At 74.6% G+C, this 25,248-nt stretch carries 23 protein-coding genes; 10 read left to right on the top strand and 13 right to left on the bottom strand.

Annotated elements, in window-relative coordinates:
• Nucleotides 1–38 precede the first annotated feature (38 nt).
• Complete coding sequence (locus ACLFMI_RS13130) at nt 39–1,046, bottom strand: hypothetical protein (protein ID WP_410948102.1); 1,008 nt, start codon at nt 1,044–1,046, stop codon at nt 39–41.
• Nucleotides 1,047–1,250: 204 nt separating this feature from the next.
• Here ACLFMI_RS13130 and ACLFMI_RS13125 point away from each other — a divergent pair, with 204 nt between their 5' ends.
• Nucleotides 1,251–2,714 carry an amino acid permease gene (locus ACLFMI_RS13125; RefSeq protein WP_410948151.1) on the top strand — a complete coding sequence of 488 codons (1,464 nt, stop codon included), beginning with the start codon at nt 1,251–1,253 and terminating at the stop codon, nt 2,712–2,714.
• Nucleotides 2,715–2,767: 53 nt separating this feature from the next.
• Here the strand turns inward: ACLFMI_RS13125 and ACLFMI_RS13120 are convergent, their stop codons facing one another.
• Together ACLFMI_RS13120 and ACLFMI_RS13115 are read right to left on the bottom strand one after the other, a co-directional pair.
• Nucleotides 2,768–4,030 carry an FAD-dependent monooxygenase gene (locus tag ACLFMI_RS13120; RefSeq protein ID WP_410948101.1) on the bottom strand — a complete coding sequence of 421 codons (1,263 nt, stop codon included), beginning with the start codon at nt 4,028–4,030 and terminating at the stop codon, nt 2,768–2,770.
• Nucleotides 4,031–4,163: 133 nt separating this feature from the next.
• Nucleotides 4,164–5,378, bottom strand: a complete 1,215-nt coding sequence (locus ACLFMI_RS13115; protein ID WP_410948100.1) for an FAD-dependent monooxygenase — start codon at nt 5,376–5,378, stop codon at nt 4,164–4,166.
• Nucleotides 5,379–5,662: 284 nt separating this feature from the next.
• Between ACLFMI_RS13115 and ACLFMI_RS13110 the strand changes: the two genes are divergently transcribed.
• Nucleotides 5,663–7,036, top strand: coding sequence for a lipopolysaccharide biosynthesis protein (locus ACLFMI_RS13110; protein ID WP_410948099.1), 1,374 nt, complete (start codon nt 5,663–5,665; stop codon nt 7,034–7,036).
• A 12-nt stretch (nt 7,037–7,048) separates the two neighbouring features.
• Here ACLFMI_RS13110 and ACLFMI_RS13105 read toward each other — a convergent pair whose 3' ends face one another.
• The gene (locus tag ACLFMI_RS13105; protein ID WP_410948098.1) at nt 7,049–7,936 is read right to left on the bottom strand and encodes an ATP-grasp fold amidoligase family protein; all 888 of its coding nucleotides are present in this window, start codon (nt 7,934–7,936) and stop codon (nt 7,049–7,051) included.
• A 114-nt stretch (nt 7,937–8,050) separates the two neighbouring features.
• On the opposite strand from ACLFMI_RS13105, the gene ACLFMI_RS13100 reads away from it, so the two are divergent.
• Complete coding sequence (locus tag ACLFMI_RS13100) at nt 8,051–9,058, top strand: glycosyltransferase family 2 protein (RefSeq protein WP_410948097.1); 1,008 nt, start codon at nt 8,051–8,053, stop codon at nt 9,056–9,058.
• 70 nt (nt 9,059–9,128) lie between these two features.
• Nucleotides 9,129–10,364 (top strand): MFS transporter, encoded by a 1,236-nt coding sequence (locus ACLFMI_RS13095; RefSeq protein WP_410948096.1) that lies wholly within the window; start codon nt 9,129–9,131, stop codon nt 10,362–10,364.
• A 19-nt stretch (nt 10,365–10,383) separates the two neighbouring features.
• Here ACLFMI_RS13095 and ACLFMI_RS13090 read toward each other — a convergent pair whose 3' ends face one another.
• A complete protein-coding gene (locus ACLFMI_RS13090; RefSeq protein WP_410948095.1) occupies nt 10,384–11,925 on the bottom strand; it encodes an MFS transporter in 1,542 nt (513 codons plus the stop codon).
• Nucleotides 11,926–11,943: 18 nt separating this feature from the next.
• On the opposite strand from ACLFMI_RS13090, the gene ACLFMI_RS13085 reads away from it, so the two are divergent.
• Together ACLFMI_RS13085 and ACLFMI_RS13080 are read left to right on the top strand one after the other, a co-directional pair.
• Nucleotides 11,944–13,041 carry a tartrate dehydrogenase gene (locus tag ACLFMI_RS13085; RefSeq protein ID WP_410948094.1) on the top strand — a complete coding sequence of 366 codons (1,098 nt, stop codon included), beginning with the start codon at nt 11,944–11,946 and terminating at the stop codon, nt 13,039–13,041.
• A complete protein-coding gene (locus ACLFMI_RS13080) occupies nt 13,038–14,594 on the top strand; it encodes an acetolactate synthase large subunit (protein WP_410948093.1) in 1,557 nt (518 codons plus the stop codon). Before ACLFMI_RS13085 ends, ACLFMI_RS13080 begins: the two co-directional genes overlap by 4 nt.
• A gap of 58 nt (nt 14,595–14,652) precedes the next feature.
• Here ACLFMI_RS13080 and ACLFMI_RS13075 read toward each other — a convergent pair whose 3' ends face one another.
• On the bottom strand, nt 14,653–15,684 hold the full coding sequence (locus tag ACLFMI_RS13075) for a hypothetical protein (protein ID WP_410948092.1): 1,032 nt from the start codon (nt 15,682–15,684) through the stop codon (nt 14,653–14,655).
• Nucleotides 15,681–16,544, bottom strand: a complete 864-nt coding sequence (locus ACLFMI_RS13070) for a hypothetical protein (RefSeq protein WP_410948091.1) — start codon at nt 16,542–16,544, stop codon at nt 15,681–15,683. Before ACLFMI_RS13070 ends, ACLFMI_RS13075 begins: the two co-directional genes overlap by 4 nt.
• Nucleotides 16,545–16,660: 116 nt before the next feature.
• Here ACLFMI_RS13070 and ACLFMI_RS13065 point away from each other — a divergent pair, with 116 nt between their 5' ends.
• The gene (locus ACLFMI_RS13065) at nt 16,661–18,022 is read left to right on the top strand and encodes an MFS transporter (protein WP_410948090.1); all 1,362 of its coding nucleotides are present in this window, start codon (nt 16,661–16,663) and stop codon (nt 18,020–18,022) included.
• A 146-nt stretch (nt 18,023–18,168) separates the two neighbouring features.
• Complete coding sequence (locus tag ACLFMI_RS13060; protein WP_410948089.1) at nt 18,169–18,342, top strand: hypothetical protein; 174 nt, start codon at nt 18,169–18,171, stop codon at nt 18,340–18,342.
• Between the two features lie 57 nt (nt 18,343–18,399).
• Here the strand turns inward: ACLFMI_RS13060 and ACLFMI_RS13055 are convergent, their stop codons facing one another.
• The 5 genes from ACLFMI_RS13055 to ACLFMI_RS13035 all read right to left on the bottom strand — a co-directional run bounded on the left by ACLFMI_RS13055 (nt 18,400) and on the right by ACLFMI_RS13035 (nt 22,950).
• Entirely contained in the window at nt 18,400–19,167 is a 768-nt protein-coding gene (locus ACLFMI_RS13055; RefSeq protein ID WP_410948088.1) for an SIR2 family NAD-dependent protein deacylase, read from the bottom strand.
• 5 nt (nt 19,168–19,172) lie between these two features.
• The gene (locus ACLFMI_RS13050) at nt 19,173–20,237 is read right to left on the bottom strand and encodes an alpha/beta fold hydrolase (RefSeq protein ID WP_410948087.1); all 1,065 of its coding nucleotides are present in this window, start codon (nt 20,235–20,237) and stop codon (nt 19,173–19,175) included.
• Nucleotides 20,234–21,481 carry a formamidase gene (fmdA, locus tag ACLFMI_RS13045; RefSeq protein ID WP_410948086.1) on the bottom strand — a complete coding sequence of 416 codons (1,248 nt, stop codon included), beginning with the start codon at nt 21,479–21,481 and terminating at the stop codon, nt 20,234–20,236. The genes ACLFMI_RS13050 and fmdA overlap by 4 nt, the downstream gene beginning before the upstream one ends.
• Before the next feature lie 69 nt (nt 21,482–21,550).
• Nucleotides 21,551–21,835: an FmdB family zinc ribbon protein gene (locus ACLFMI_RS13040; protein ID WP_410948085.1), complete on the bottom strand. Its 285-nt coding sequence runs from the start codon at nt 21,833–21,835 to the stop codon at nt 21,551–21,553.
• Between the two features lie 53 nt (nt 21,836–21,888).
• A complete protein-coding gene (locus ACLFMI_RS13035) occupies nt 21,889–22,950 on the bottom strand; it encodes a substrate-binding domain-containing protein (protein ID WP_410948084.1) in 1,062 nt (353 codons plus the stop codon).
• A 54-nt stretch (nt 22,951–23,004) separates the two neighbouring features.
• On the opposite strand from ACLFMI_RS13035, the gene ACLFMI_RS13030 reads away from it, so the two are divergent.
• The gene (locus ACLFMI_RS13030) at nt 23,005–23,484 is read left to right on the top strand and encodes a MarR family winged helix-turn-helix transcriptional regulator (protein ID WP_410948083.1); all 480 of its coding nucleotides are present in this window, start codon (nt 23,005–23,007) and stop codon (nt 23,482–23,484) included.
• Between the two features lie 41 nt (nt 23,485–23,525).
• Here ACLFMI_RS13030 and ACLFMI_RS13025 read toward each other — a convergent pair whose 3' ends face one another.
• Nucleotides 23,526–24,503: an LLM class flavin-dependent oxidoreductase gene (locus tag ACLFMI_RS13025; RefSeq protein WP_410948082.1), complete on the bottom strand. Its 978-nt coding sequence runs from the start codon at nt 24,501–24,503 to the stop codon at nt 23,526–23,528.
• Nucleotides 24,504–24,635: 132 nt separating this feature from the next.
• On the opposite strand from ACLFMI_RS13025, the gene ACLFMI_RS13020 reads away from it, so the two are divergent.
• Nucleotides 24,636–25,232, top strand: a complete 597-nt coding sequence (locus ACLFMI_RS13020) for a TetR/AcrR family transcriptional regulator (RefSeq protein ID WP_410948081.1) — start codon at nt 24,636–24,638, stop codon at nt 25,230–25,232.
• Nucleotides 25,233–25,248: the final 16 nt, after the last annotated feature.

Genomic DNA, 25,248 nt, shown 5'->3' with positions numbered 1-25,248 from the left:
CGCGGGGGCGTGCGCGAAACCGGCGGTCGGAGATCGGCTCAGACGCCCGGCTCGGCGAGCACCTCGGCGGCGACGTCCCGGCAGACACCCCAGCCGTGGTCCAGCCCGCGGCCGGCCGGGTACGAGGTGAGCACCGCGAGTGCCCGGTCCTGCCAGGCCACGACACAGTTGACGTTCCAGGCGCCCCGGCCGTGCTCGGTCCACCCGTTCTTCTCGCTGACGTCGGCGGCGCCGATCAGCCCGGCGACGCCGGACCGACCGTCGGCGTCGATCGCGCGCAGGTCGCCCAGCAGGTCCGCACCGCCCGGCCAGGACTCCGCCCGCTCGACCACACAGCCGAGCATCCCGGCCGCGTCCAGCGCGCTGAGCTGGGTGAACGACCACCAGCCGGGCCGCGACGTGGCCACCTCGACCCCGCACTCCGAGCCCAGCCGGTCGAGCACGTCGTCGGTGCCGGCCCGGCGGTAGAGGCGCTCGGCCGCGGCGTCGTCGCTGGAGCGGACGGCGGCCCGGATATCCTCCCGCTCGCCGGTCGTGATCGGCTCCCCGGTCTCGGCAGCGGCCCGCAGGGTGTCCGCGGCGATCCAGGCCTTCATCGTGGACTCGGCCTCGGTGCGCTCGGTGGCCGCGTTCGCCGAGCCGGTCCAGCGGGCGTCCGGGCCGGTGCCGGTGCCCGTGTCGAGCAGCGCCCAGGACAGCCACAGCCCGTCCTCGTCCGCGCGGGCGACCGGGAGCGAGCCGGGCGGGCGGTCGAGCAGGTCGGGGCCGGGCGGCGCTGCCGCGAGCTCCCGGCGATCGGCCGACGCGGCGGCGGAGCCGGGAGAGCCCGCCGCCCCGGCCGGGGCCACGGCGTCCGGGGTGGGTGCGACGCGCGGCGGGTCGACCTGGGCGGCCGCCAGGGTCACCACGAGCACCACGGCCGCCGTCGCGGCGATCCGTCCGAGCCGTCGCACACCGCTCCCACCCGGACCGGCCAGCGGCCCGCCGGCCGCCTCGAGTACCGGTCGTTCGCGCACGATGGTGGCCGCCGGCCGGGCCTCGCGCACCCCGCCGGGCGACGTTCACGCCGGATTCTCAGGAACCGTCACGCAGGGCAGCGGAATCAGACGCACCGTGACGAACGGGACAGGACGGCGAGCCGGTCCGGCGCCGCCACCGCACCCCGGCATACGGTTCCGCGACGGTCGGGCCGACGGCGGTGCCCGGCGAGCAGAGGCAAGGGGGTGGCGGCCGTGGGGTGGAACCGCACGATGCCGGTGGAACGGATCCTGGCCCGGAGCCGGGGCGACGACGGCGACGGCGGCACGGACCTGAAGCGGACCCTGCGGGCCCGCGACATGGTCGGGTTCGGGGTCGGGATCATCATCGGGACCGGGATCTTCACCCTGGCCGGGGTGGAGGCCAAGCAGCACGCCGGCCCCGCCGTCACGCTGTCGTTCCTGATCGGCGCGGTGGTCGCCGCGCTCGCCGCCGTCTGTTACGCCGAGCTGGCCTCGTCGATCCCGACCGCGGGCTCTGCCTACACCTACGCCTTCGCCACCATGGGTGAGCTCGTCGCCTGGATCATCGGCTGGGACCTGCTGCTGGAGTTCGGGCTCGGGCTCGCGGTGGTCTCGCGGAGCTGGTCGGGCTACCTGGCCGAGCTGCTCGGCCTGCCGACGGCCTGGTTCGGCGAGGACGCGACGATCAACATCGGCGCCGTCGTGATCATCGCGCTGCTCACCGCCGTCGCGGTCTCCGGCATCCGCGAGTCGTCCCGGCTGACGAACCTGCTGGTCCTGCTGAAGCTGGCCGTCTGCGTGCTGATCCTGGTGGTCGGCGCGTTCTTCGTGAACCCGGCCAACCTCTCCCCGTTCGTCCCGCCGGCGCAGCCGCCGGAGGGCGGCGGCTCGGTGTTCACCCAGCCGGTGATCTCCGGGGTGTTCGGGCTGGAACCGACGGTCTTCGGCATCGGCGGGATGCTCACCGCCGCCGCCGTGGTGTTCTTCGCGTACACCGGTTTCGAGGCGCTGGCGAACATGGGCGAGGAGGTCCGGCGGCCGAGGCGGGACCTGCCGATCGGGCTGCTGGGTGCGCTGGCCGTCTGCGCGCTGCTCTACGTCGGCGTCTCGCTGGTGCTCACCGCGATGGTTCCCTACACCGAGATCGACGAGGGCGCCCCGCTCGCCGCCGCGTTCACCGGGGTCGGGCTGCCCTGGATCGGCGGGCTGATCGGGATCGGCGCGGTGGTCGGCCTGACCTCGGTGATGATGGTCGAGCTGGTGACGATCGGGCGGATCGGTTACGCGATGGGCCGGGACGGCCTGCTCCCGGAGAAGATCGGCACCGCGCACCCGCGGTGGGGCACCCCGCACCGGATGACGATCATCGGCGGGGTGGTCTGCGCGATGATCGCCGCCGTCACCCCGATCACCGCGCTGGCCGACATGGTCTCGATCGGCGCGCTCTCCGCGATGATCATCGTCGCGGTCGCGGTCCCGGTGCTGCGCCGGACCCGGCCGGACCTGCAGCGGGCGTTCAAGGTCCCGTTCTCGCCGGTCGTCCCGGCGATCACCGCCGTGGCGTGCCTCTACCTGATGCTCAACCTGAACCTGGACACCTGGATCCGGTTCGTCGGCTGGCTGGTGCTGGGCCTGATCGTCTACGTCGGCTACGGTCGGCGGCACTCGTTCCTGGCCCGCGACGATGCGGACCGGAGCGACTCCCCGTCCTGACCGGTCGTCCCGCGACCGTGTGGCCCCGGCCCCGGCCTGGCCACACCGGCGGCTCAGCGCTGCAGCACCTGGGCGGGTACCTCGGCCGGGGCGATCTCGCCGCGGCGCACCGCCCGGCGGACCCGGCGGGCCGAGGTGAGCCGGCGCCGCAGCTCGCGGACCGGCTCGATCTGGGTCACGTCGTGCAGCCGGCGGTGCAACCGGCCCTGATCACCACGACGGTCCAGCAGCGACCAGGCGAAGTCGACCGGGTCGGCCCCCTCCAGCCGGCGCGGGACCGACTCGAACCACTCCATGCTCCGGCGGGCCATCCGCTGCACGGGCATCATCGCGGTGCGTCGGCGCGCGTCGTAGGCGGCCAGGGCGGCCTCGACGTCGTCGGTGCCGGCGAACCCGCCCGGGTAGAGCTCCTCGGCCAGCGCGATCGCGTCGGTCACGGCCAGCACGGTGCCCGAGCCGATCGCGAAGTGCGTGGAGTGCGCGGCGTCGCCGGCCAGCACGACGTTGCCGTCCCGCCAGGAGGTGTTGCGGACCTCGCGGAAGGTCAGCCACGGCGAGGAACCCATCCCGGGGGGCGCGATCAGCGAGTGGCCCTCCAGCGAGCGGGCGAACACCTGCTCGAGCAGCCGCATGCCGTCGCGGGGTTCCATCCGGTCGAGGCCGAGCCCGGACCAGGTCTCCGGCGTGCACTCGACGATGCAGGTGCTCGGGCAGTCCGCGGCCGGGTAGGCGTGGAACCAGATCCACCCGGCGTGCGTGCGCTCGAAGGCGAACGTGAACGAGGTGAACTGCTTGCTGGTGCCGAACCAGACGTAGCGGTTCGCCCCCTGCGCGACGCGGGTGCCGAACGCCGCGGCCCGGTTCCGGCGGATCGCGGAGTTCACCCCGTCCGCGGCGACGACGACGTCGGCGTCCGCGGTGAGCGGGTCGGCGGCGGTGTCGCCGTCGACGGCGACGGCGGTGTCGAAGTGCAGCTTCACCCCGACCTGGCGGGCTCGCTCGGCGAGCACGTCGAGCAGCCGGGCGCGGCCGATCGAGTACCCGTAGCGCCCGCCCAGGTGCACGCGGCGGCCCTCGACCGCGGCGACCTGGGTGTCCCAGACGTGTGCGGCCTCCCGGATGCGCTCCGCGCCGATCGCGTCGGTGCGGTAGAACTCGTCGAGAATGTCCTCACCGAGAGTGACGGCGAAACCGGCCGCGGTGGCCGGCGCGTTGCGCTCGGCCAGCAACACCTCGTCACGGCCGCCGGATCGCAGGCGCGCCAGAATCGCCAGGTACAGCCCGGCCGGCCCCCCGCCGACACAAACGATCTTCACGTGGGGTCCCCCATTGGAATCCGTCGACCACCGTTTCGGGGCCCACGCTAGAAGACCGCGGTTGCGGGCCGGGATTCGGGGGACCGGGCTCGATCGCGCCCGCAGTGACCGGTGTGGATCCGCGTGATGCGACTCAGTCGGTGTCGCGCTGGGCCCGCCCGCCCTCGCGCAACGCGGCCCGGCGCACCCGGCGCGCCGTCGTCAGGCCGCGGCGGACCTGTCGCAGCGGGCCGATCTGGGTGGCCTTGTGCAGCTGGTAGTGGATCCGGCCCATGTCGCCCCGCCGGTCGGTCAGCGACCACGCGAACTCCACCGGATCCTCGACCCGGTCCAGCTGCCGACCGGCCTGCTCGAAGAAGTGCATGTTGCGGCGGGCCGCGTCCTGCACCGGGGTGACGACCGCGCGCCGGCGGGCGTCGTAGGCGGCCAGTGCCGCACCGCGGCCGTCCGCCCGGTTCGGTCCGGCGGGTTCGCGCGGGTCGCCCGGGCCGCCGTACAGCGCGTCGGCCAGCCCCATCGAGTCCTGCATCGCGAGCACCGTCCCGGAGCCGATGCCGAAGTGCGTGGTGTGCGCGGCGTCGCCGGCCAGCACCAGATCACCGTCCCGCCAGGTCCGGTTGCGGACCTCCCGGAAACGCAGCCACGGGTTCTCGGCGATCCCCCCGAGCGGCTCGATCAGCCGGTTCTCCCCCAGCGTCCTGCTGAACAGCGACTGGATCATCCGGATGCCCTCGCGGGCCGGCAGGGCGTCCAGCCCGAGACCGGTCCAGGTGTCCGGCTCGCACTCGACGATGCAGGTGCTCAGCCCGTTCGAGGACGGGTAGAGGTGGATCCACACCCAGCCGGCGTCGGTGCGCTGGAAGTCCCAGACGAAGGTGTCGGAGTCGCTGTCGGCGCCGAGCCAGACGTAGCGGTTCGACCCCTCGGTCACCGTCGTGCCGAAATGGTCGGCGCGCCCGGTGCGCAGCCTGCTGCTGACCCCGTCCGCGGCGACCACGACGTCGGCGTCCACGTCCGCGCGTTCGGTGGGCTCGCCGTACCGCACGTCGACGCCGAGCTGCTCGGCCCGGCGAGCGAGCACGTCGAGCAGCTCGACCCGGGCGATGCTGTAGCCGTACTTGCCGCCCACGTGCACCGGGCGGTGGTCGCCGACCCGGATCTGCTGGGCGTTCCACAGCCGTGCCACGCGACGCAGCGCCGGGCCGCCCTCGGGGTCGTTGCGGAACGCCTCGTCGAGCAGGTCCTCACCGAACGTCACCGCGAAACCGTGCGTCTCCCCGGCCGGGTTGCGCTCGTGGACGGTCACCTCGTCCCGGCCCCCGGAGCGCAGCTTGGCGAGAATCGCCAAGTAGAGACCCGCAGGCCCCCCTCCCACGCACGCGATACGCACGCGCATCTCCTCCCGTTCACGGGTTCACCCGACCGGCGGGAACGGTAGCGCAGAACCTGCGGGACCCGATCGGGCGCGTCGGCACCGCACCGCCTGTACCGCGCGCCGCACGGCGGTCGGTTGTGCGCACCCGAACGGTCGACCGCGCGGCGGGGCCGTTAGCGTGGTCGGGTGCCCCATTCCAGCGCCACCGTGACCGGAGCCGGCGTCCGCGGGCCGTGCGCGCCGTGAGCGTGGGGGCGATGGTGGCCGGACGGGTGCGCTCGGCGCGGCAGGAGATGGCCAACCCGCTCTACCGCAACGCGTACGCGCTGATGCTGAACACGGTCGTCAACTCCGGGTTCGGCCTGGTGTACTGGATCTTCGCCGCCCGGGTCTTCAGCACCGAGGAGGTCGGCCGGGGCAATGCCCTGGTCAACCTCATGATGATGATCTCCGTCCTGACCTCGCTGAACTTCGGCCAGGCGATCGTTCGCTTCCTCCCGACGGCCGGCCGGGACTCGTCCTCGCTGATCCGGCTCGCCTACGGGGTCTCGACGGCCACCGCGGTGCTCGGCGCGGCCGGGGTGATGACCTACTGCCACCTCGCCTACGCCCAGGGCGATCCGCTGTACGTGTCGCCAGGGTTCGGCGCCTGGTTCGTCGTCTCCACCGCCGCCTGGTCGGTGTGGAGCCTGCAGGACCAGATGTTCACCGGGCTCCGCTCGGCGATGTGGGTGGTGCTCAAGAACGGCGTCTATGGCCTGGTGAAGCTCGGCCTGCTGGTCGTCGTCGCGCTGCTGGCCGTCGAGGACGGCGTGTTCACGTCCTGGTCGGCACCGGTGATCGCGATGCTGGTGCCCTTCGCCCTGCTGATCGCGCGGCGGCTCCTCCCCCGGCACGCCGAGGAGTCCGCGGCCCTCCCGGACGCGGGCGCACCGGACCGCGTGACCATGGGCCGCTACATGGCGGGGGACTACCTGGGCCAGGTGTTCAACCAGGCCATGTCGTCGTTCCTGCCCGTCCTGGTCGTCATGGTGATCAGCCAGGCCGCCAGCGCCTACCTGCTGCCCGCGCAAACCGTCTTCCTGGCCATGAGCATGCTCTCGGTGGCGATCACCTCGGCGCTGGTCGTCGAGGGGGCACGCGATCCCGAGCGGGCCCACGTCTTCGCCCGGGCGGTGCTCCGCCGGATCTGCGTGATCGTGCTGCCGGCGGCCGCGGTGGTCGGGCTGGCGGCGCCGCTGCTGCTGTGGTTCTACGGCCCGCAGTACGTCGAGAACTCCACGCTGGTGCTGCAGCTGCTGATGGTCTCGATGCTCCCGCGAGTGATCGTGACGCTGTGGATGGCGAAGTCCCGGCTGGCGAACCGCACCGGCGGGCTGGCCGTGCAGCAGCTGGTGCACGCGATCATCGTGCTCGGCGGGGTCCCGCTGCTGGCCCCGGCACTGGGCGTGGACGCGGTCGGCTGGGCCTGGCTGGCCGGCGAGCTGCTGCTGGCGATCGTGTTCACGCCGTCGGTGATCCGGTGGCTGCGCCGGCCCGCGCCGCCGACCCGCCCGGCCGACGACGACACCCGCCCCATCGGCGGCCCGGACGACCGCACCCACGAGTTCCCCCGCGTCGACCACCCCTGACACGGGGCGCGGCTAGCGGGCGATGAACCTCTCCGGCATCGGGGTGCCGTTGCGCCAGAGGTTGCCCAGGGCACGGTCGAAAGCGCGGGGGCGGAGCCGGACCAGCCCGCCGCCGGGGTTGTGCGTGATCTCGCCGAAGTAGACGTGCCCGTCGACGTCGTAGAGGTCGATCCTGGCGAACGTGAAGTCCTTGCCGAGCGTGCGGGCGATCTCCAGCATCCGCTCGTAGCAGGCCGGCTTCTCGGGCAGGCCCTCCGCCTGCGCGAACCGGCCGGAGATCCGGAACGGCACCCAGTCCGGGTGCAGCATCGTCGAGGTGTGCGCGACGAACCGGTTCTGGTCGACGACCACCATCGCCGGCTCGCCGTGGAAGACGAAGAACTTGTAGTCGGCCGGCGGCGCTGTCCCGTCACCCAGGTACTCCTCGACGACAGCGCGCGGCGTGAGCCCCTCGTAGGGACGCTCCCGCCAGCCGTGCCGGAAGAAGTCGGTCCGCAGCCAGCGCGCCACGGTGGCCCGGATCCGGGCGTGGTCGGCGGCGGCCGGGTGCGGGACCAGGATGGTCATGTCGCAGCCGTGGGTGCCCTTGACGACGTAGGGCCCGGTCGGCGCCCGCAGGTCCAGGTCCTCGGCCCGCTCGACCACCTGGATCAGCGGGATCAGGTGCTCGGCGCCGATCCGGTCGGCGACGTGCGCGCGGACGGTGTACTTGTCCGCGGTGACGTGCACCAGTTCCGGTTGCTCGTCGAGATTCTTCCGCGCCAACAACTGCGCGTAGGTGCGCGGTTTCCGGAATGTCGTGAGCTGGCCCTGGAACAACGCGTGATGCGCGACGGCGAAGGCCCGATGCGGGAGGAAACGGAGCCGTCGGGACAGCATCACCCGGGCGTCGAACGACATTCTGCAGAGGATAGAGCGGCCCCGGCGGCGCACCGGGCCGGGGTGTCCGCCCGCCTTCATACCGGTCCGACGCCACGCGCGCGTCGGAAAGGTGGGGTTGATAACGTCCAGCCCGTGCGGAACGTCGACGTCCTGGTCACGGTGATCACCCCGGCTTACAACGTGGGCCCGTGGATCGGCGAGGCCATCGACTCGGTCCTCGCGCAGACCGAGACCCGCTTCGAGTACATCATCGTGGACGACGGCTCGACCGACGACACGGCCGAGATCATCCGCGGCCGTGCCGCACGTGACCACCGGATCCGCCTGATCGAGGTCGAGAACGGCGGCTCCGGCGCCGCCCGCAACCGGGCGCTGGCCGAGAGCTCGGCCCCGTTCGTCGCGTTCCTCGACGGCGACGACCGCTGGCACCCGCAGTTCCTCAAGCACATGCTCGAGACCATGCACACCGCCCCGCCCGGGGTCGGTGTCGGCTACTGCCACACCCGGGTGATGCTGGAGAGCGGTCAGGTCGTGGCGCTGCGCTGGCAGCCGGCCGGCCGGGTGGACCTCGACAAGCAACTGGTGGAGAACAACCCGCCGCACAACGGCAGCTCGCTGATGATCCGCCGGGTCTGCTTCGACCAGGTCGGCGGCTTCGACTCGTCGCTGCCCTCGGCCGTGGACTTCGAGATGTGGCTGCGGATCGCGACCGCCTCGAACTACCCGCTGATGTGGGGCACCCGCCGGTACCTGCTGGACATGCGGCTGATGCGCACCGGCTCGATCAGCGCCAACCGGCAGCGCCGGTTCGAGTGCCTGGACAAGGTGATCGCCGACTACGCGCCTGCGATGCGCCGGATGCACCCGGGAATGGCCTACCTCCGCCCGGCGGTGTTCGCCTACCGGGACGGCCTGGACGACTTCGGGGACCGCTGGGCCATGCTGGCCCGACAGGCGGGGACGAAGGCGCTGGCCCGCGACCCGTGGGGCCGCTCGCTGCTGGCCTGGAACGGGGCCGGCCGGGAGCGCCGCGAACGGTTGCGCGCGGTCCGTGAGGGCACGCGCAACCGCGCCTACAAGGGGATGTCCGGCGCGCTGCGCACGGCCGGGCGGATCGGCGCCCTGCGCGGCGACAACTGACCCTTTCCGGTGGCGGACCCCACCGCGAACCGGTTCGCTCCCGGACGGCGCCGTCCGGCATGCTCGCTGCGTGGCGGAGCGAACGACGGTCGGGCCAGGACGGACCGAACGGCGGGCCCGCACCGGCGTCGGGCTGGTCTTCCTCACCAACGGCCTGGTCTACGCCAACATCCTGCCCCGGTTCCCGCAGATCAAGGACGACCTCGGGCTGAGCAACGCCGAGCTGGGCCTGGCCGTGGCCGCGTTCCCGTTCGGCGCGCTGCTGGCCGGGCTCACCGCCGGCGCGCTGATCGCGCGGTACCGGTCGTCGCGGGTCGCCTCGTTCGGCATGGCCGCGATCGCGCTCGGCGTGGTGCTGGTCGGCGTGGCACCGAGCTGGGGGCTGTTCGCCGCCGCGATGTTCCTGGCCGGGGCAGCGGACGCGGTCGTGGACGTCGCGCAGAACGCGCACGGCCTGCGGGTGCAGCGCCGGTACGGGCGCTCGATCCTCAACTCGTTCCACGCCCTCTGGTCGGTCGGCGCGGTGGCCGGTGGCCTGATGGGCTCGGCCGCGGCCGGCGCGTCGGTGCCGATCCCGCTGCACCTGGGGCTGTCGTCGCTGCTGTCGGTGCTGATCGCGGTGGCGGTGTACCCGCTGCTGCTACCCGGCCCGGAGGACACCGAGCGCGCCGCCGACGACGCCGGCGACGGGGCACCCGACCGCCCGGCGGCCCGCGCCCCGTGGGCCGGGCTCGGCCTGCGCACGGTGCTGCTCCTGCTGGCGTTCGGGTCGATCGCCATCTCCGGGACGCTGGTCGAGGACTCCGGTGCCACCTGGGCCGCGCTCTACCTGCAGGGTCTGGGCTCCGGGGCGGCGACGGCCGGGTTCGGGTTCGTGGCGCTGCAGGGCTGCCAGTTCGTCGGGCGGCTGCTCGGCGACCGGATGGTCGACCGGTTCGGCCAGCGCACGATCGCCCGGATCGGGGGCGCGCTGGTGCTCGCCGGGATGGGCCTGGCGCTGGCGTTCCCGACGGTGCCGGGCACCGTCGCCGGGTTCGGCGTCGCCGGGTTCGGGGTGGCCACCCTGGTCCCGGCCGCGATGACGGCCGCCGACCGGCTGCCCGGGCTCGCCCCCGGGACCGGGCTGACCGTCGTCACCTGGCTGATGCGGGTCGGGTTCCTGGCCTCTCCCCCGGTCGTCGGGCTGGTCGCGGACGCGGCCGGGCTCCGGGCCGGCCTGCTGGTGGTCCCGGCGGCGGGCCTGCTCGTGCTGCTGGTCGCCGCGGTGCTGCCCGGGCGGGGCCGAGCCGCCCACCGACCCTCCTGACCTCCGCTCGCCGTCCGCATCAGTGGCCGCCGGTCGGACCGGTGACGTGGGTCGGTTCGGGGACGGGGGCCCGGCGGGTGCGGCGGCGGGCCGCGATCAGGTCCGCGATCCCGAGGACCAGGGCCAGCGCGACCAGGCCGACGGTGATCATCAGACCGCGGGAGATCGCGGTCGCCCAGTCCCCGGTCGCCGTCAGGGCCCCGAAGAACACCGCGCCGACGGCGGAGAGCCCGATCGCGGTGCCGAGCCGCTGCCCGGTCTGCAGCACCCCGCCGGCCGTCCCGCCGGAGCTGGGCGGAATCTCCGACAGCGCGATCGTCTGGTTCGGCGCGATGACCAGGCCACCGCCCGCGCCCGCGACCAGCAGCGGCCCGGCGACCGCCCAGCCGGTCCAGGGGCTGCCCGCGGTGGCCGCGAGCACGACGTCGGTTCCGGCCAGCCCGACCAGCACGACGGCCAGCCCGACCACCACCATCGGCTGCCCGAACCGGGACACCAGCCGGCCGCCCAGCGCGGAGGTGACCGCCGAGCCCAGGGCGAACGACGTCATCGTCAACCCGGTCAGCAGCGGGGTGTAGCCCAGGCCGTTCTGCAGGTAGAGGGTGAGCACGAAGAAGATCGAGGTGAACCCGGCGAAGTAGGTCATGCCCAGCGTCGCGCCGACGGCGTAGCTGCGGGTGCGCAGCAGCGCGAAGTCGATCAGCGGGTGGCCGTGCACCCGTTTCGCCCGCCGTTCCCACAGCACGAATGCCGGCAGCACCAGCAGCGGCACCCCGAGCAGCCACCAGGGCGCCGACGCCGGGTCCCGCTCGGAGAGCACCAGCGGCAGCATCAGGGTCACCACCGCCACGCCGAGCAGCACCGTCCCGGGCAGGTCCAGCGGGCGGCGCCGGCCCCGTCCGACGTGGTCGGCGGGCAGCAGCCGGACCGCGGCCACCAGCGCGCCCACCCCGATCGGGATGTTCACGTAGAACACCCAGCGCCAGCCGTCGGCGTCCCCGGCCCCGGCCAGCAGCAGCCCGCCGAGCAGCGGGCCGACCGCCGTCGAGATCCCGACGACGGCGCCGAACAGCCCGAACGCGGTGCCCCGCTCCGGTCCGCGGAACAGGTCCTGGATGAACCCGACGACCTGCGGGGACAGCATCCCGGCGGCGACACCCTGCGGCAGCCGTACCCCGACCAGCACCTCGGGGTTCGGGGCGAGCCCGGCCGCGGCGCTGGTCAGCACGAACAGGCCCAGGCCGAGCAGGAACATCCGGCGGCGGCCGCGGTCGTCACCGAGGCGGCCGGCCGCGACGAGGACCAGGCCGAACGTGAGCGCGTAGCCGGACACCACCCACGACACCTGCGCGGCCGAGGCGCCCAGGCCGTCCTGCATCGACGGCAGCGCGACGTTGACGATGCTGACGTCGAGCAGGGACATGAACCCCGCGACCAGGCAGACGGACAGCACCCGCCAGCGGCGGGGATCGGGTTCTCCGGTGTCGGGGGGCACCACCCCATTGCGCAGGGTCCGGCGTGACCCGCGCAACTCGAACCCGGGTTCTCCGGCACGGGTCACACGGTGTCCACTGGGGCCATGACTGCGTTGTCGACCGGCTCGTACCGGATCGCGCTCATCCCCGGCGACGGGATCGGCCCGGAGGTCATCCCGCCCGCCACCGCCGTGCTGGACGCCGTCGGCCGCCGGCACGGCCTCACCTTCGCCTACGACGGGTTCGACTGGTCGTGCGAGCGGTACGCCACCGAGGGCGCGATGATGCCCGACGACGGCCTGGACCGGATCCGGCGCCACGACGCGATCCTGCTCGGCGCCGTCGGCCGGCCGGGCGTGCCGGACCACGTCTCGCTGTGGGGCCTGCTGATCCCGATCCGCCGCGCGTTCGCCCAGTACGTGAACCTGCGTCCGATCACCGTGTTCGAGGGTGTGGGGTCGCCGCTGTCGAGGGCCCGGCCCGGCGAGGTCCCGGCGGCCGAGGGTGGGGTAGACCTGGTCGTCGTCCGGGAGAACTCGGAGGGCGAGTACTCCGAGATCGGTGGCCGGTTCGGTCACGGCACCGCCGGTGAGCTGGCCGTGCAGGAGGCGGTGTTCACCCGGACCGGCGTCTCGCGGATCGCCGACTTCGGCTTCGACCTGGCCACCCGGCGCCGTGACCGGCTGGTCTCGGCGACCAAGTCGAACGGGATCGTGCACACGATGCCGTTCTGGGACGAGGTCGTGGCCGAGCGCGCGGCCGCGTTCCCGGGAGTCGAGTGGCGCTCCGAGCACATCGACGCGCTGGCCGCGAAGATCGTGCTGGACCCGTCGTCGTTCGACGTGGTGCTGGCGTCGAACCTGTTCGGTGACGTGTTGTCGGACCTGGCCGCCGCCGTCGCCGGGTCGATCGGGATCGCGCCGTCCGGGAACCTGGACCCGAGCGGCGACCACCCCTCGATGTTCGAGCCGGTGCACGGCTCGGCACCGGACATCGCCGGGAGGGGGATCGCGAACCCGCTGGGCGCGATCTGGTCGGCCGGGCTGATGCTCACCCACCTCGGCCATCCCGAGGCAGGCGACGAGGTGCTGGCCGCGATCCGGGACGCCCTGCGGGACGGCTCGGTCCGGACCGGTGACCTCGGCGGGACGGCGTCGACCGACGAGATGACCGCCGCAGTGCTGAAGCGGGTCGGCGCGTGAGGGGCGCGGAGGCGCTGATCGGTTCCCTGACCGGGGCCGGCGTCGACGTCTGCTTCATGAACCCGGGGACCTCCGAGATGCACTTCGTGCAGGCCCTCGACGACGTCCCGGAGATGCGCGGCGTGCTGACCCTGTTCGAGGGCGTCGCGACCGGCGCCGCGGACGGCTGGGCCCGGATCTCCGGGCGGCCCGCCGCGGTGCTGCTGCACCTGGGCCCGGGGCTGGGCAACGGGCTGGCGAACCTGCACAACGCCCGCCGGGCCGGAACCCCGCTGCTGTGCGTGGTCGGGGCGCACGCCACCGACCACGTCCGGCACGACGCGCCGCTGCAGTCCGACATCACCGCGGTCGCCGGCACGGTCTCGGGATGGGTGCACACCTCCGGGCACGTCCGGGACGTCGCCGACGACGCGATGCGCGCGGTCGCCGCGACCGGCGAGCGCGGCGGGCAGATCGCGACCCTGGTGCTCCCGGCCGACGTGTCCTGGACCGAGGGCGGGGCCCCCGCCCCACCGCGCACCGCACCGGCCCCCGAGCCGCCCGCGCCGTCCCGGGTGGCGGCCGCCGCCGCGGCGGTCCGGGCCGGCGAGGCCACGATCCTGCTCGGCGGGCCCGCGCTGTCCGCAGCCGGGACGGACGCCGCGGCGCGGATCGCCGCCGCGACCGGTGCCCGGCTGCTCGTCGAGACCTTTCCCGGATGCTGGGAGACCGGCGCCGGACGGCCGCGGATCGACAAGCTCGGCTACTTCGCCGAGCAGGCGATCGGGCAGCTGTCCGGGTCCCGCACGCTGGTCCTCGCCGGGGCCCGCTCACCGGTGTCGTTCTTCGGCTACCCCGGCGTCCCCGGGGACCTGGTCCCGGACGGCTGCGACGTCGTCGGGCTGGCCGATCCGGGTTCCGACGCCGTGGCCGCGCTGGAGGCGCTGGCCGCGGAGGTCGCCGGTCCGGCCGTCGCCGAGGTCGCGCCGCACGCCGCACCGGAGCCCGCGGCGGGCCCGCTGGACGTGCGGTCGCTGTGCACCGCGGTGGCCGCGACGCTGCCGGAGCGGGCGATCGTCGTCGACGAGTCGGTGACCGCGGCCGCCGCGCTCGCCCCGGCCCTGCAGACGGCCGCGCCGCACACCCAGCTGGCGCTGACCGGGGGCGCGATCGGGGACGGCCTGCCGGTGGCGACCGGGGCCGCGGTGGCCGCACCGGACCGGCCGGTGGTGGCGGTGCAGGCGGACGGTAGCGCGCTCTACACGTTGCAGGCGCTCTGGACCCAGGCCCGGGAACGGCTCGACGTGACGACCGTGCTGATCAACAACTCGGCGTACTCGATCCTGCGGGTCGAGCTGGCCCGCACCGGCGCCGGGGAGGCCGCCCACTCCGGGCGTGCCGGCCGGATGCTGGACCTCTCCGACCCGACGCCGGACTTCACCTCCCTGGCCACCGGCCTAGGCGTGCCGGCCCGGCGGGTGACGACGACCGAGGACCTGCTCGACGCGCTGCGGTGGGCCGGAGCGGAGCCGGGACCGCACCTGATCGAAGCGGTCGTGCCGCCGCTGGGGTGAGGCCACGCGGGCGCCCGCCACGGGCGGGCCGGCCCCCCTCGGGCCGGCCCACCCGGTGTCACAGCGAGAGCAGCCGGTCGAAGAACTCGCGGTAGCGGCCCAGCGCCTGGCGGAGGTCCTCGGTGGAGGCGTCCTGGCGGGCGAACTGCTGCTCCAGGTCGTCGCGCTGCCGGCGGAACACCTCCTCCATCTCGTCGAGGACCTCCCCGACCAGCTGGTCGGCCTCGTGCACCGCGCGGCGCGGCTCGTCGACGAATCCGCCCTTGAGCAGGTTCCAGCGCTGCTGGTAGGAGCGCCCGCGCTCCGGGTCGATCAGCGACGAGCCGCCGCCCGCACCCCGGTCGTCCGCGGGCGCGGCGCCCGGCGCGACCCCGGCTCCCGGTCCGCCCGCCGGGGCGGGACCGCCGGCGGCCCCGCTCGGATCGCCCACCGCCGGCCGGCGGTGGGCGCCCCCGGCGGGGACGTCGCCGCCGGGCATCGGCGCCGCGCCCGGCGATGGCGCGACGCGCGGGTCACCGGCGCCCGGTGCCGACGGCGGTGGCGGTGGTGCAGGCGGTGGCGGTGCCGGCGGTGGCGGTGGCGCTCCGCCGGGCCCGCCGTCGGCCGGGGCGCCGCCGGGCGACCGCTCGGGCATCGAGTAGCCGCGCGGGTCACCGCCGGGTGCCGGCGCCGCGCCGGGAGCCGGTGCGCCGGGCGGCGGGCCAGCCGCGGGCGGTCCGCCGGTCCGCGGGGCCCCGGCGTCGGTGAACCGCGGGTCGGGCGGTGGCGGCCGGCCGTCCACCGGATGCCCGCCGGCGTACCCGGCCGGGTCACCGGGTCCGCCCGGTCCGCCGGGACCACCCGGGCCGCGCTCGTACGGCGCGGGTCCGCCGGGTCCGCCCGGGCCGCCGTCGTAGGGCGCGGGATCGCCGGGTCCGCCCGGGCTGCGGTCGCCCGGGGCGGGGACGCCGGCGTCCTGCTCGGCGTTGGTCGCCGCCTCGGCCGGGTTCCACGCGGCGTCGCGCTCCTCGTCGGTACGCCCGGCGATCCGGTCCTTGATCTCGCCGGCCAGGCGTGCGGCACGCCCGCCGGACCGGTTGCCCTCGCTCATGTCCTGGTCTCCCGTCGTGCGTCGTGCGTCGGGCCGGCGCCGCGGCCCGGCGGGGGCTGCTGCGGCGGGGGCTGCTGCGGCGGCGCCTGTTGCGGCGGGGGCTGTTGCGGCGGGGGCTGCTGCGGCGGGGGCTGCTGCGGCGGGGGCTGCTGCGGCGGGGGCTGCTGCGGCGGCAGCTCGCGGGTCCGCCCGTCCACCGAGCCGTTCGCCGCGGCGGGCCCCGCCGGGGCCCGGCCGCCTGCCGTGGGACCGGCACCCGGCTCCGGGGCGTGCCGACCTCGCTCCCAGCCCCCGTCGCCGTCGCCGGACGCGTGGCCGGCGTCGTCCTCCAGCAGGGCCTCGACCAGGGTCCGGTAGCTGGTGACCGCATGCCGGAGATCCTCGGTGCCGGCGTTGCCCGCGGCGTGCTCGCGGGAGATCCCGCGAGCCTCCCGGTACCGCTGGGTGACCACCGGGTAGTCGACCGAGAGGTCCTCGGCGCGCTGCTCGAAGTCCTCGGTCGGGTAGCCCCGGTCGGCCATCACGTCGGCGACCAGCCGGTCGGCCTCGCGGACCGCCGTGCCCGGGTCGTCGACGAATCCCTGCTGGACCACCTGCCAGCGCTGCCGGTAGCCGTCCTTCTCCCGCTGGTCGAGGTCGCGCAGCCGCAGCGACCGGTGCCGCTTGCGCCGCTGGTCGAGCTGCTTCTCCGCGGCCCGCGGGTCGTCGGTGTCGCGCATCGTGCGCTCGTATTCCGGCCCGAACTGCTCGCGCAGCCGGTCCGAATGGCGCTTCCGGAGCATCGTCGCGGCGCCCACGGCGATCGCCGCCACGACGATCACCACCACCGCCACGACGACGATCGTTGTGATGTCGGTCATGATGTCGAATACCCGGCTGGGGGAAGGTCAAACACGGAGCGTGCCAGTCGATCACCGGTCGTGAGCATCGGGAACCGGTTGACCTGCACCCCGGTTCAGGGCGCAGGGTGAGCCGCGTGGCGGGGACACTCGGGGGGCGCGCGACGCAGCCGGGTGTCTGGGCCGAGGGCCGGGCCCCGACGACGGTCGGCATCCTGCTGCTGATCAGCCTGACCGCGTTCGAGTCGATGGGCGTCGGGACGGCGATGCCGGCCGTCGTCGCGGACCTCGGCGGGGTGACGCGCTACGCCTGGCCGTTCGTGTTGTTCCTGGCCGCGGCCGTGTTCGGGACCGCGTTCGGCGGCCGCTGGTGCGACGCCCGGGGCCCGCGCCTGCCGCTGCTCGCCGCGCCCGCGGTGTTCGGCGTCGGCCTGGCGGTGGCGGGCTCGGCCGATGCGATGGGGCAGCTGCTGGCCGGCCGGGTGCTGCAGGGACTCGGCGCCGGGATCGGCGGGGTCGCGGTGTACGTGCTGGTCGCCGAGGTCTACCCGACGCGGCTGCGGCCCGCGGTGTTCGGGCTGATCTCCTCGGCGTGGGTGCTGCCCTCGCTGGCCGGGCCACCGCTGGCCGGCCTGGTGACCGAGCGGCTGTCCTGGCACTGGGTCTTCCTCGGCCTGCTCCCGCTGGTCGGGCTCGCGCTGGCGCTGGTGCTGCCCGCGGTGCGCGCGCTCGGCCCGCCGGCCGGGGTGCGGGACGGCCGGGGCGGTACCGGGCTGGTGCTCGCCGCCCTCGCCGCCGCGCTCGGCGTCGCCGGGCTGAGCTGGGCCTTCGAGACCCTCGACGCCCGCGGCGCGGCCGTCGGTGCGCTCGCTCTGGTGATGCTGGTCCCGGCGCTGCGCCGGCTGCTGCCCGGCGGGGTGCTCGCGGCGCGGCTCGGGATCGCGTCGGTGGTCGCGGCCCGCGGGCTGGTCGCGGGGGCGTTCTTCACCGTCGGCTCGTACCTGCCACTGGTGCTGACCAGCACCCACGGCTGGTCGCTCGCCGCGGCCGGGACGCCCCTGGTCGTGGCCTCGCTGGGCTGGTCCGGCGCCGCGGCGTGGCAGGGCAGACGGCCGGAGCTGGACCGGTCGGCGATGCTGCGCACCGGGTTCGCGACGATCGCCGCCGGCCAGCTCGGCCTGCTGCCGGTCGCGGCGGGGCTGCTCCCGGGGTGGCTCGCGATCTGCTTCTGGGGGCTGTCCGGGCTGGGCATGGGGCTGGCGTTCTCGGCGATCGCCTACCTCACCCTGGCGCACTCGGACGCCGCCGACGTCGGCCGTCACTCGTCGTCGGCGCAGCTGCTCGACCAGCTGGCGACGGCGTCGTTCATCGGGCTCGGCGGGGCGCTGCTGGTGCTGCTGGTCTCCCCCGCCGTCGCGCTGCCGGTGCTGCTGGCGGTGGTCGCGGTGCTGGCGGTCACCGGGGCCGCGATCGCCGGCCGCACCCGCGTCCCGGGGTGAGCTGTCGCCGGGGATCGTCGTCCGGGTGTCGATCGGTGCCGTCGAGGGCGCCGATCGACACCGGGTCCGCGATCACCTCGGGACACCGCCCCCGAACCCGGCGTACGGTCGGCACCGAACCGGCCGAGACCGGACGGGAGGCACCCATGACCCACCGCACCCGGCGCAGGCTCGGGCCGCTGCCGATCTGGCGCAGCGTCCGCCGATCCCGGCACGGCCGGACCGTGTCCTGGGCAGGCGCCCTGTTCGGGACCCGCTGGCGCAGCCGCCGCAGCACGACCCGCATCCGGTCCGGCGGGGGTCCGCTCTCCCGGCGCTGACCGCCCGGCGGCCTCCGGGGCTGCTACGGGGGCTGCTGCGGGGCGGCGGGCGGCGGCTCAGCCGGGTGTGCCGCCGACGATCGCCGGCAGGAGCTCGCCGATCCCACCGCGCAGCACGACGGCCGCGACGTCGTCGTACGGGGTCGGCTCGGCGTTGACGATCACGACGTCGGCCCCGGCCCAGGCGGCGACGTCGACCAGGCCGGCCGCCGGATGCACTCCGAGCGAGGTGCCCACGGCGAGCAGCACGTCGCAGTCCATCGCGGCGTCCCGGGCCCGGCGCAGCACGTCGGCGTCCAGCGCCTCTCCGAACGAGATCGTCGCGGACTTGAGGATCCCGCCGCAGTACGGGCACGGCGGGTCCACCTCGCCGCCGGAGACCCGCTCCAGCGCCTCGGACATCGGGGCCCGGGCGCCGCAGGACAGGCACTCGGTGTGGTGCATGGTGCCGTGCAGCTCCACCACCAGCTCCGGCGCCGATCCCGCGGCCTGGTGCAGCTCGTCGATGTTCTGGGTGAGCAGGGCCCGCAGCCGCCCGGAGCGCTCCAGGGACACCAGCGCGTCGTGCGCCGGTCCCGGGCGGGCCGACCAGACCGGGTGCGCGACCCGCTGCCGCCAGGACTCGCGGCGGATCTCCGGGTCGTCGCGGTAGTCCTGGAACGTGGACAGCCGCTCGGCCTCCGGGTTGCGCGTCCACACGCCCTGCGGGCCGCGGAAGTCCGGGATGCCCGAGTCGGTGGACACCCCGGCCCCGGTCAGGACGCTGACCCGGCGAGCCCGGGCCAGCAGGTCGGTCGCCCGGTCCACGTCATCGGGTTCCTGCATGGGAGTCACCGTAGCGGGGCGGCTGCGCCGCCCGGCCCCGCCAGCAGCTCCCGCACGGCGGCGTCGATGAACGCCGTGTCGACCGGGTTCTCCCCACCGCCGGCGAAGTGCCCCCAGACCCCGGGGATGACCCGCAGCTCGGCCCCGTTGGTCATGTGCGACACCGCCCAGGCCTCGTCCTCGGGCGGGAAGTAGAGGTCCTTCTCGGCCGGCATGATGATCGCCTTCGCCCGGATCGAGGCGAGCGCCTCCTCGGTGGAGGAGAACCCGGGCGTCGCACCGACGTCGCCGTGCCACCAGGTGTCGAGCATCGTGAGCAGGTTGTTCGGGTCCCGCCCGTCGAGGAAGAACGCCTCCCAGAACCCGACGACGAAGTCCTCCAGCGAGGAGTACCCCAGCTCGCGCCACACCTCGTCCCGGTAGAACGCCTGGGAGAACCCCCACCCCGCGTAGATACGGCCGAACGCCCGCAGCCCCTGCACCGGCCACTTCCCGGCCGGGTAGCGGCCGCCGTCGAAGCCGACCGACGCCTGCAGCGCCGCCCGCAGCGAGTCCAGGAACACCTGGTTGTGCGGGGCCGTCCGCGGCGATCCGCAGAACGGCAGCATCCGCGCCACCATCTCGGGGTGGCTGACCGCCCACTGGTAGGTCTGGCCCGCCCCCATCGACCAGCCCAGCACCAGGGCCAGCGTGGAGATCCCGAACCGCTCGGTGACCAGGCGGTGCTGGGCGTTGACGTTGTCGAGCACCCGGATCGCCGGGAAGGACGGGCCGTCGTCCGGGTGTGGCGCGTTCGACGGCGAGCTCGACAGGCCGTTGCCGAGCATGTTCGGCACGATCACGAACCAGCGCGCCGGGTCGAGCGCCTTGCCCTCCCCGATCAGCCACTCGTTGTCCCAGTGCCGGCCCGAGTACCAGGTCGGGTAGACGACGGCGTTGTCCTTGGCGGTGTTCAGCGTGCCGTAGGTGCGGTAGGCGATCCGGGCCGGGCGCAACGTCCGTCCACACGCGAGCCGGAAGTCCGGGATCTCGAACGTCTCGTACGGGACGTCCCGGCCGTAGTAGGTCACGAGCTCACCGCGCAGCTGCCCCGATCCCTGCGCACCGGACCGGCCGCGGAGGGCCGGATGTCGTCGTCGAAGATCGCGGTGGGCAGGTAGAGCGAGCAGCAGGCGTTCGGGATGTCGACGACGCCCGAGACCCGGCCCTCGATCGGCGCCGACCCGAGCAGCAGGTAGGCCTGCGGGCCGGAGTAGCCGAACTTCTCCAGGTAGGCGACGGCGTTGAGGCAGGCGTTGCGGTAGGCGACGGTGGCGTCGTTGTAGAGCTGGGTGTCGGTGGTGTGGTCGACGCCGATCCCGATGAACGTGACGAACTCCGAGTAGCGCGGCTCGACGTTGCCCGGCATCAGGATCGGGTTGGTGGTGACGCCGTAGGTCGCCATCCCGCCCTTGATCAGGTCGACGTGGAAGTCGATGAACCCGCCCATCTCGATGGCGCCGCAGAAGGTGATCTCGCCGTCCCCCTGGGAGAAGTGCAGGTCGCCGCCGGAGAACAGGGCTCCCGGGACGTGCACCGGGTAGAAGACCCGCGAGCCGCGGGTGAAGTTCTTGATGTCGTGATTGCCGCCGTTCTCCCGGGCCGGCACTGTGCGCGCGCCGTCCCGGGCGATCGCCGCGGCGGCGTCGCCGGTCGCCGTACCGGCCAGTGTGGACTCCTCCAGCGGCGGCAGCGCCAGTGCCGGGACGCGGTCCGGGTCGGTGGCGATCAGCGCGCGCTCGCGGGCGTTCCACCGCGACAGCAGTTCGGGCGACGGGGCCGTCCCGAACAGGCCGGGGTGGGTGATCCCGGTGTAGGAGACACCGGGGACGTGCCGCGACGTCGCCTTCTGGCCGGCGAAGTCCCAGATCGCCTTGTAGGCGTCCGGAAAGGTGTCGGTGAGGAACCCGCCACCGTTCTGCTTCGAGAAGATCCCGGTGTAGCCCCAGCCCTGGCCGGGCTTGTCCCCGACCTCCTGCGGGACCGGGCCGAGATCGAGGATGTCGACGACGAGCAGGTCACCCGGCTCGGCACCCTCGACGGCGATCGGCCCGGAGAGCATGTGTGCGACGGACAGGTCGACGTCGCGCACGTCGTTCGCCGAGTCGTTGTTCCCGATCTGTCCGTCGGTCCACTCGCGACATTCCACACGGATCGTCGAGTCCGGACGGACGGTGACCGCGGGCGGGATGTCCGGGTGCCAGCGGTTGTGGCCGGGGACGGCCTGGTCGCGCATGGACGTCGCCTGGTCGACGGTGAACACCACATCGGGCACGGCGGGACTCCTGTCTGGAGGGATCGCTCAGAGACACGGGCGGGCGGGCTCATGGGCGGGCGGGCGGGCTCATGGGCGCGGCAGGCGGGCGTGCCGCGGGTCCCGGGTGACGGGTGTGGCGCGCCGGGACCGGCCCGGCACCGCCCGCACGACGGCCGGCGCGTCAGCAGTGGCCGCCGAGGCGTCCAGCGCGCGCCGCAGGCCGGGATCCACCGCGCGCAGCCCGGGCGCGCCGAAGACCCGCGACGACGACGCCCCGCAGTCCGGACAGGACGCCGCGGCTGCGGAGTCGGACATCGGCCGGACCTGCTCGAACTCGCCGCAGGCCGGGCACCGGTGGACGTAGCTGGGCACGGACACCTCCGAAGTGCTGTCAGATGGAACTATTCATCCGGACAGCACGCCGGTCAAGAGCCGGGCAGCCGGGCCAGCACGTCGAACGCGAGCCCCTCGGCTCGCGCCAGGTAGACGTCCTGGCGCAGATGCGCACCGCGCAGCGACACCGCGCCGCGCGGCCCGTCGAAGCCGGTGTGCTCGGCGATCCCGAGCAGGGCGGCCGGCTCGGTGCTGCCGGCCCGCGCGGCGAGCCGGCCGAGCAGGGTGATCGCCTCGTAGCACGACTCGGCCAGCGCCCCCGGCACCGGCGCGCGGACCCCGAACCGGGCCGCGTAGCGCGCGGAGAACTCCAGCACCGACGCCGTCGCGAGGGTCTCGAAGAACCCGGCCGCCGCGTACAGCCCGCGGGTCGCCCCGGCACCGGTCGCGAGCAGCATGTTCTCCTCCATCAGCGGGGACAGCCGCAGCCGGCCGTGATCCATCCCGGCCGCGGCGAACGCCCGGTTGAAGCGCACCGCGTCCGAGCCGACCAGGAACATCAGCACGCCCTGCGCGCCGCTGCGCCGCACCCGCCGCAGCACGGCGTCGAACGACTCCGTCCCGAGCGGGACGAACACCTCGTCGACCACCCGGACGTCCGGGGTGCTGCGCGCCCACCGGCGCACCGTCCGGGCGGACCCGCGTGGCCAGACGTAGTCGTTGCCGACCACGCACCAGTTCCGGACGCCGAGCTCGGCAGCCGTCCAGCGCAGTGTGGGCAGCACCTGGGTCTGCGGGGTCTCCCCGGTCAGGAACACGCCGGGCGTGCGCTCGCCGCCCTCGTAGAGCGGGGCGTAGACATAGGGCACCCGGCCCGCGACGACCGGGGCGATCGCCTGCCGGACCGCGGAGATGTGCCAGCCGCTCACCGCGTCCACGGTGCCCTGCGCCAGCAACCGGGCCACATCGGCCGCCACTCGCGCGGGGGCCCGGCCGCCGTCCACCGGGTGCAGCCGGACCTCCCGCCCGAGCATCCCGCCGTCGGAGTTCAGCTGGGCCGCGGCCAGGTCGCCGCACGCCTCGCAGGCGGGACCGAGCAGCCCGGCCGGGCCGCTGCGCGGGACGACGAAGGCGACGTCGAGCGTGGCGCGCACCGTCGTCACCTCCGCCCCGAACCGCTTCGAGACGACAGTGTTTACGATGACAGCGTGCCCGTCACTACTCCGGACGCCGAGGCCCAGGGGCCTCGGGTGAATGCCGCTGAGCCGTGCCTCGAGACCGCGGCCGAGTCACGCCTGGACACAGCGGCCGCGCTCGGTCGCGCCGCGCACCGGGTGGAGCGCCGCATCGACGAGCTGGTGCGGCCGCCGCACGGTCCGGGTCTGGACGCCTGGCGGGTGCTGGACCTGCTCGCCGACGGCGACGGCCACCCGATGTCGGAGATCGCCGGGCACGTGATGGTCCCGGCCCCGACCCTGACCAAGATCGTCGATCGGCTGGTGGAACGCGGGCTGGTCTACCGGCGTCCGGACGAGATCGACCGCCGTCGGGTGCTGGTGCTGATCGCCGCCCGGGGCCGGGAGCTGCACGACGGGTTGGCGCCACGGGTCGCGGCCGTGGAGCGGGAGGTCCGGGATGCCCTCGGCGCCGATGCCGCGCGGGTGCTCGCGGCGCTGGCCCGGCTGTAGCAGCGCCGATTCCGGCGGGTGCGGCGCCGGCGAGCGGAGTCTCAGCCGCGGACGCCGGCGAGCAGCTCGGCGGAGCGGAGCCTGCCCTCCAGGGTGGACGGCTGGTGGGCGACGATCAGCTCGTCGGCGTCGGCCAGCTTGGCGAAGTCGTCGAGGTACGCGCCCACCGTGTCGGCGGTGCCGACCGCGGAGTACTTGACCATCTGGTGCACCGGGGCGGACTGCGGGGAGTCGAGGACCTGGTCGGCCTGCTCCTCGGTCAGCGTGCGTCCCCCGGTCATCAGCATCTTCAACCGGGCCCGCTTGACGATCTGGAACTCCCGCTGCGCCTGCGCGTCGTCGTCGGCGGCGATCACGTTCAGGCCCGCGATCACGTACGGCTCGCTGCACTGCTCCGACGGCCGGAACTCGGCGCGGTAGGCCGCGACCGCCTCCTCCAGCGCGTCCGGCGCGAAGTGCGAGGCGAACGCGTACGGCAGCCCGAGCGCGGCGGCGACCTTCGCGCCGAACAGCGAGGAGCCCAGGATGTGCAGCGGGACGTGCGTGCCCCGGCCGGGGATGGCGTTGACCCCCTCGACCAGGGTCTCGTCGCCCAGGTATCCCTGCAGTTCCTGCACGTCCCGCGGGAAGGTCTCGGACGCCCGCGGGTCCCGCCGCAGCGCCCGCAGGGTGTTCTGGTCGGTACCCGGGGCGCGCCCCAGGCCCAGGTCGATCCGGCCGGGGTGCAGCGTCTCCAGCGTGCCGAACTGCTCGGCGATCATCAGCGGCGCGTGGTTGGGCAGCATCACCCCGCCCGAGCCCAGCCGGATCGTCGAGGTGTGCGCCGCGACGTGGCCGATCAGCACGCTGGTCGCCGAGGACGCGATGCCGCGGATGTTGTGGTGCTCGGCGTACCAGACCCGCCGGTAGCCCAGCTCCTCCGCGCGCCGGGCCAGGGCCACGCTGTTCGCGAGGCTGTCGGCGACGGACTCGTCCCGGCCCACCGTCGCGAGGTCGAGGATCGACAGGGGCAGCGACACCGCCACGTCCTTTCTCGTCGACTGGTTCGCTCGCGGCGGGCGACCCGCCCTCCACGAATCCGGAGCACCTGCTCCGTTCCCTCGACGCTACCATCCGACCGGAGCACCCGCTCCGCAGGAAGGTGACCACGGATGCACACCGACGACGCACCGGCCGGGCCGGGGACACGCCGGGACGCCGCACGTACCCGGGCCCGGATCCTCGCCGCCGCCGCGCAGGCGTTCGCCGCCCACGGCTGCGACGCCGACGTCCGCGAGATCGCCGGCCGCGCCGGGGTCGGCATGGGCAGCCTGTACCGGCACTTCGCCACCAAGCAGGCGCTGCTCGACGAGGTGCTGGCCGACGACCTGGAGGCCTGGGCCCGGGCCGCGCAGGCCGCGGCCGGCGGCGCGAACGCGTGGTCGGGGCTGCGCGAGTTCATGGTCGACGCGCTGACCAGGCACGTCGCCCACCGGGGGTTGCGAGAACGCTTCGCCGGTCCGCCCGACGACGCCCCGGACCTCGACGCCTGCCGGCGCCGGATGCACCCGATCATCGCCGACCTGGTCGCCCGTGCCCGGGCCGAGGGCAGCCTGCGCGCCGACGTCACGCCGGACGACATCGGGCTGCTGCTGGTCGGGCTGGGGCGGATCACCGAGGTCACCGCCGACCCGGCCCCCGGCGCCTGGGTGCGCCAGCTCGATCTCGTCCTGGACGGCCTGCGCGCTCCGGCGCCGGCGCCCCGCTGAGCCCGGATCGGGCACA

It is taken from the genome of Pseudonocardia nantongensis (assembly GCF_046546495.1).
In the GTDB taxonomy this organism is placed as follows: Bacteria; Actinomycetota; Actinomycetes; order Mycobacteriales; family Pseudonocardiaceae; genus Pseudonocardia; species Pseudonocardia nantongensis.
The sequence above is the reverse complement of the archived record's forward strand: the minus strand, read 5'-3'. Positions and strand labels throughout refer to the sequence as shown.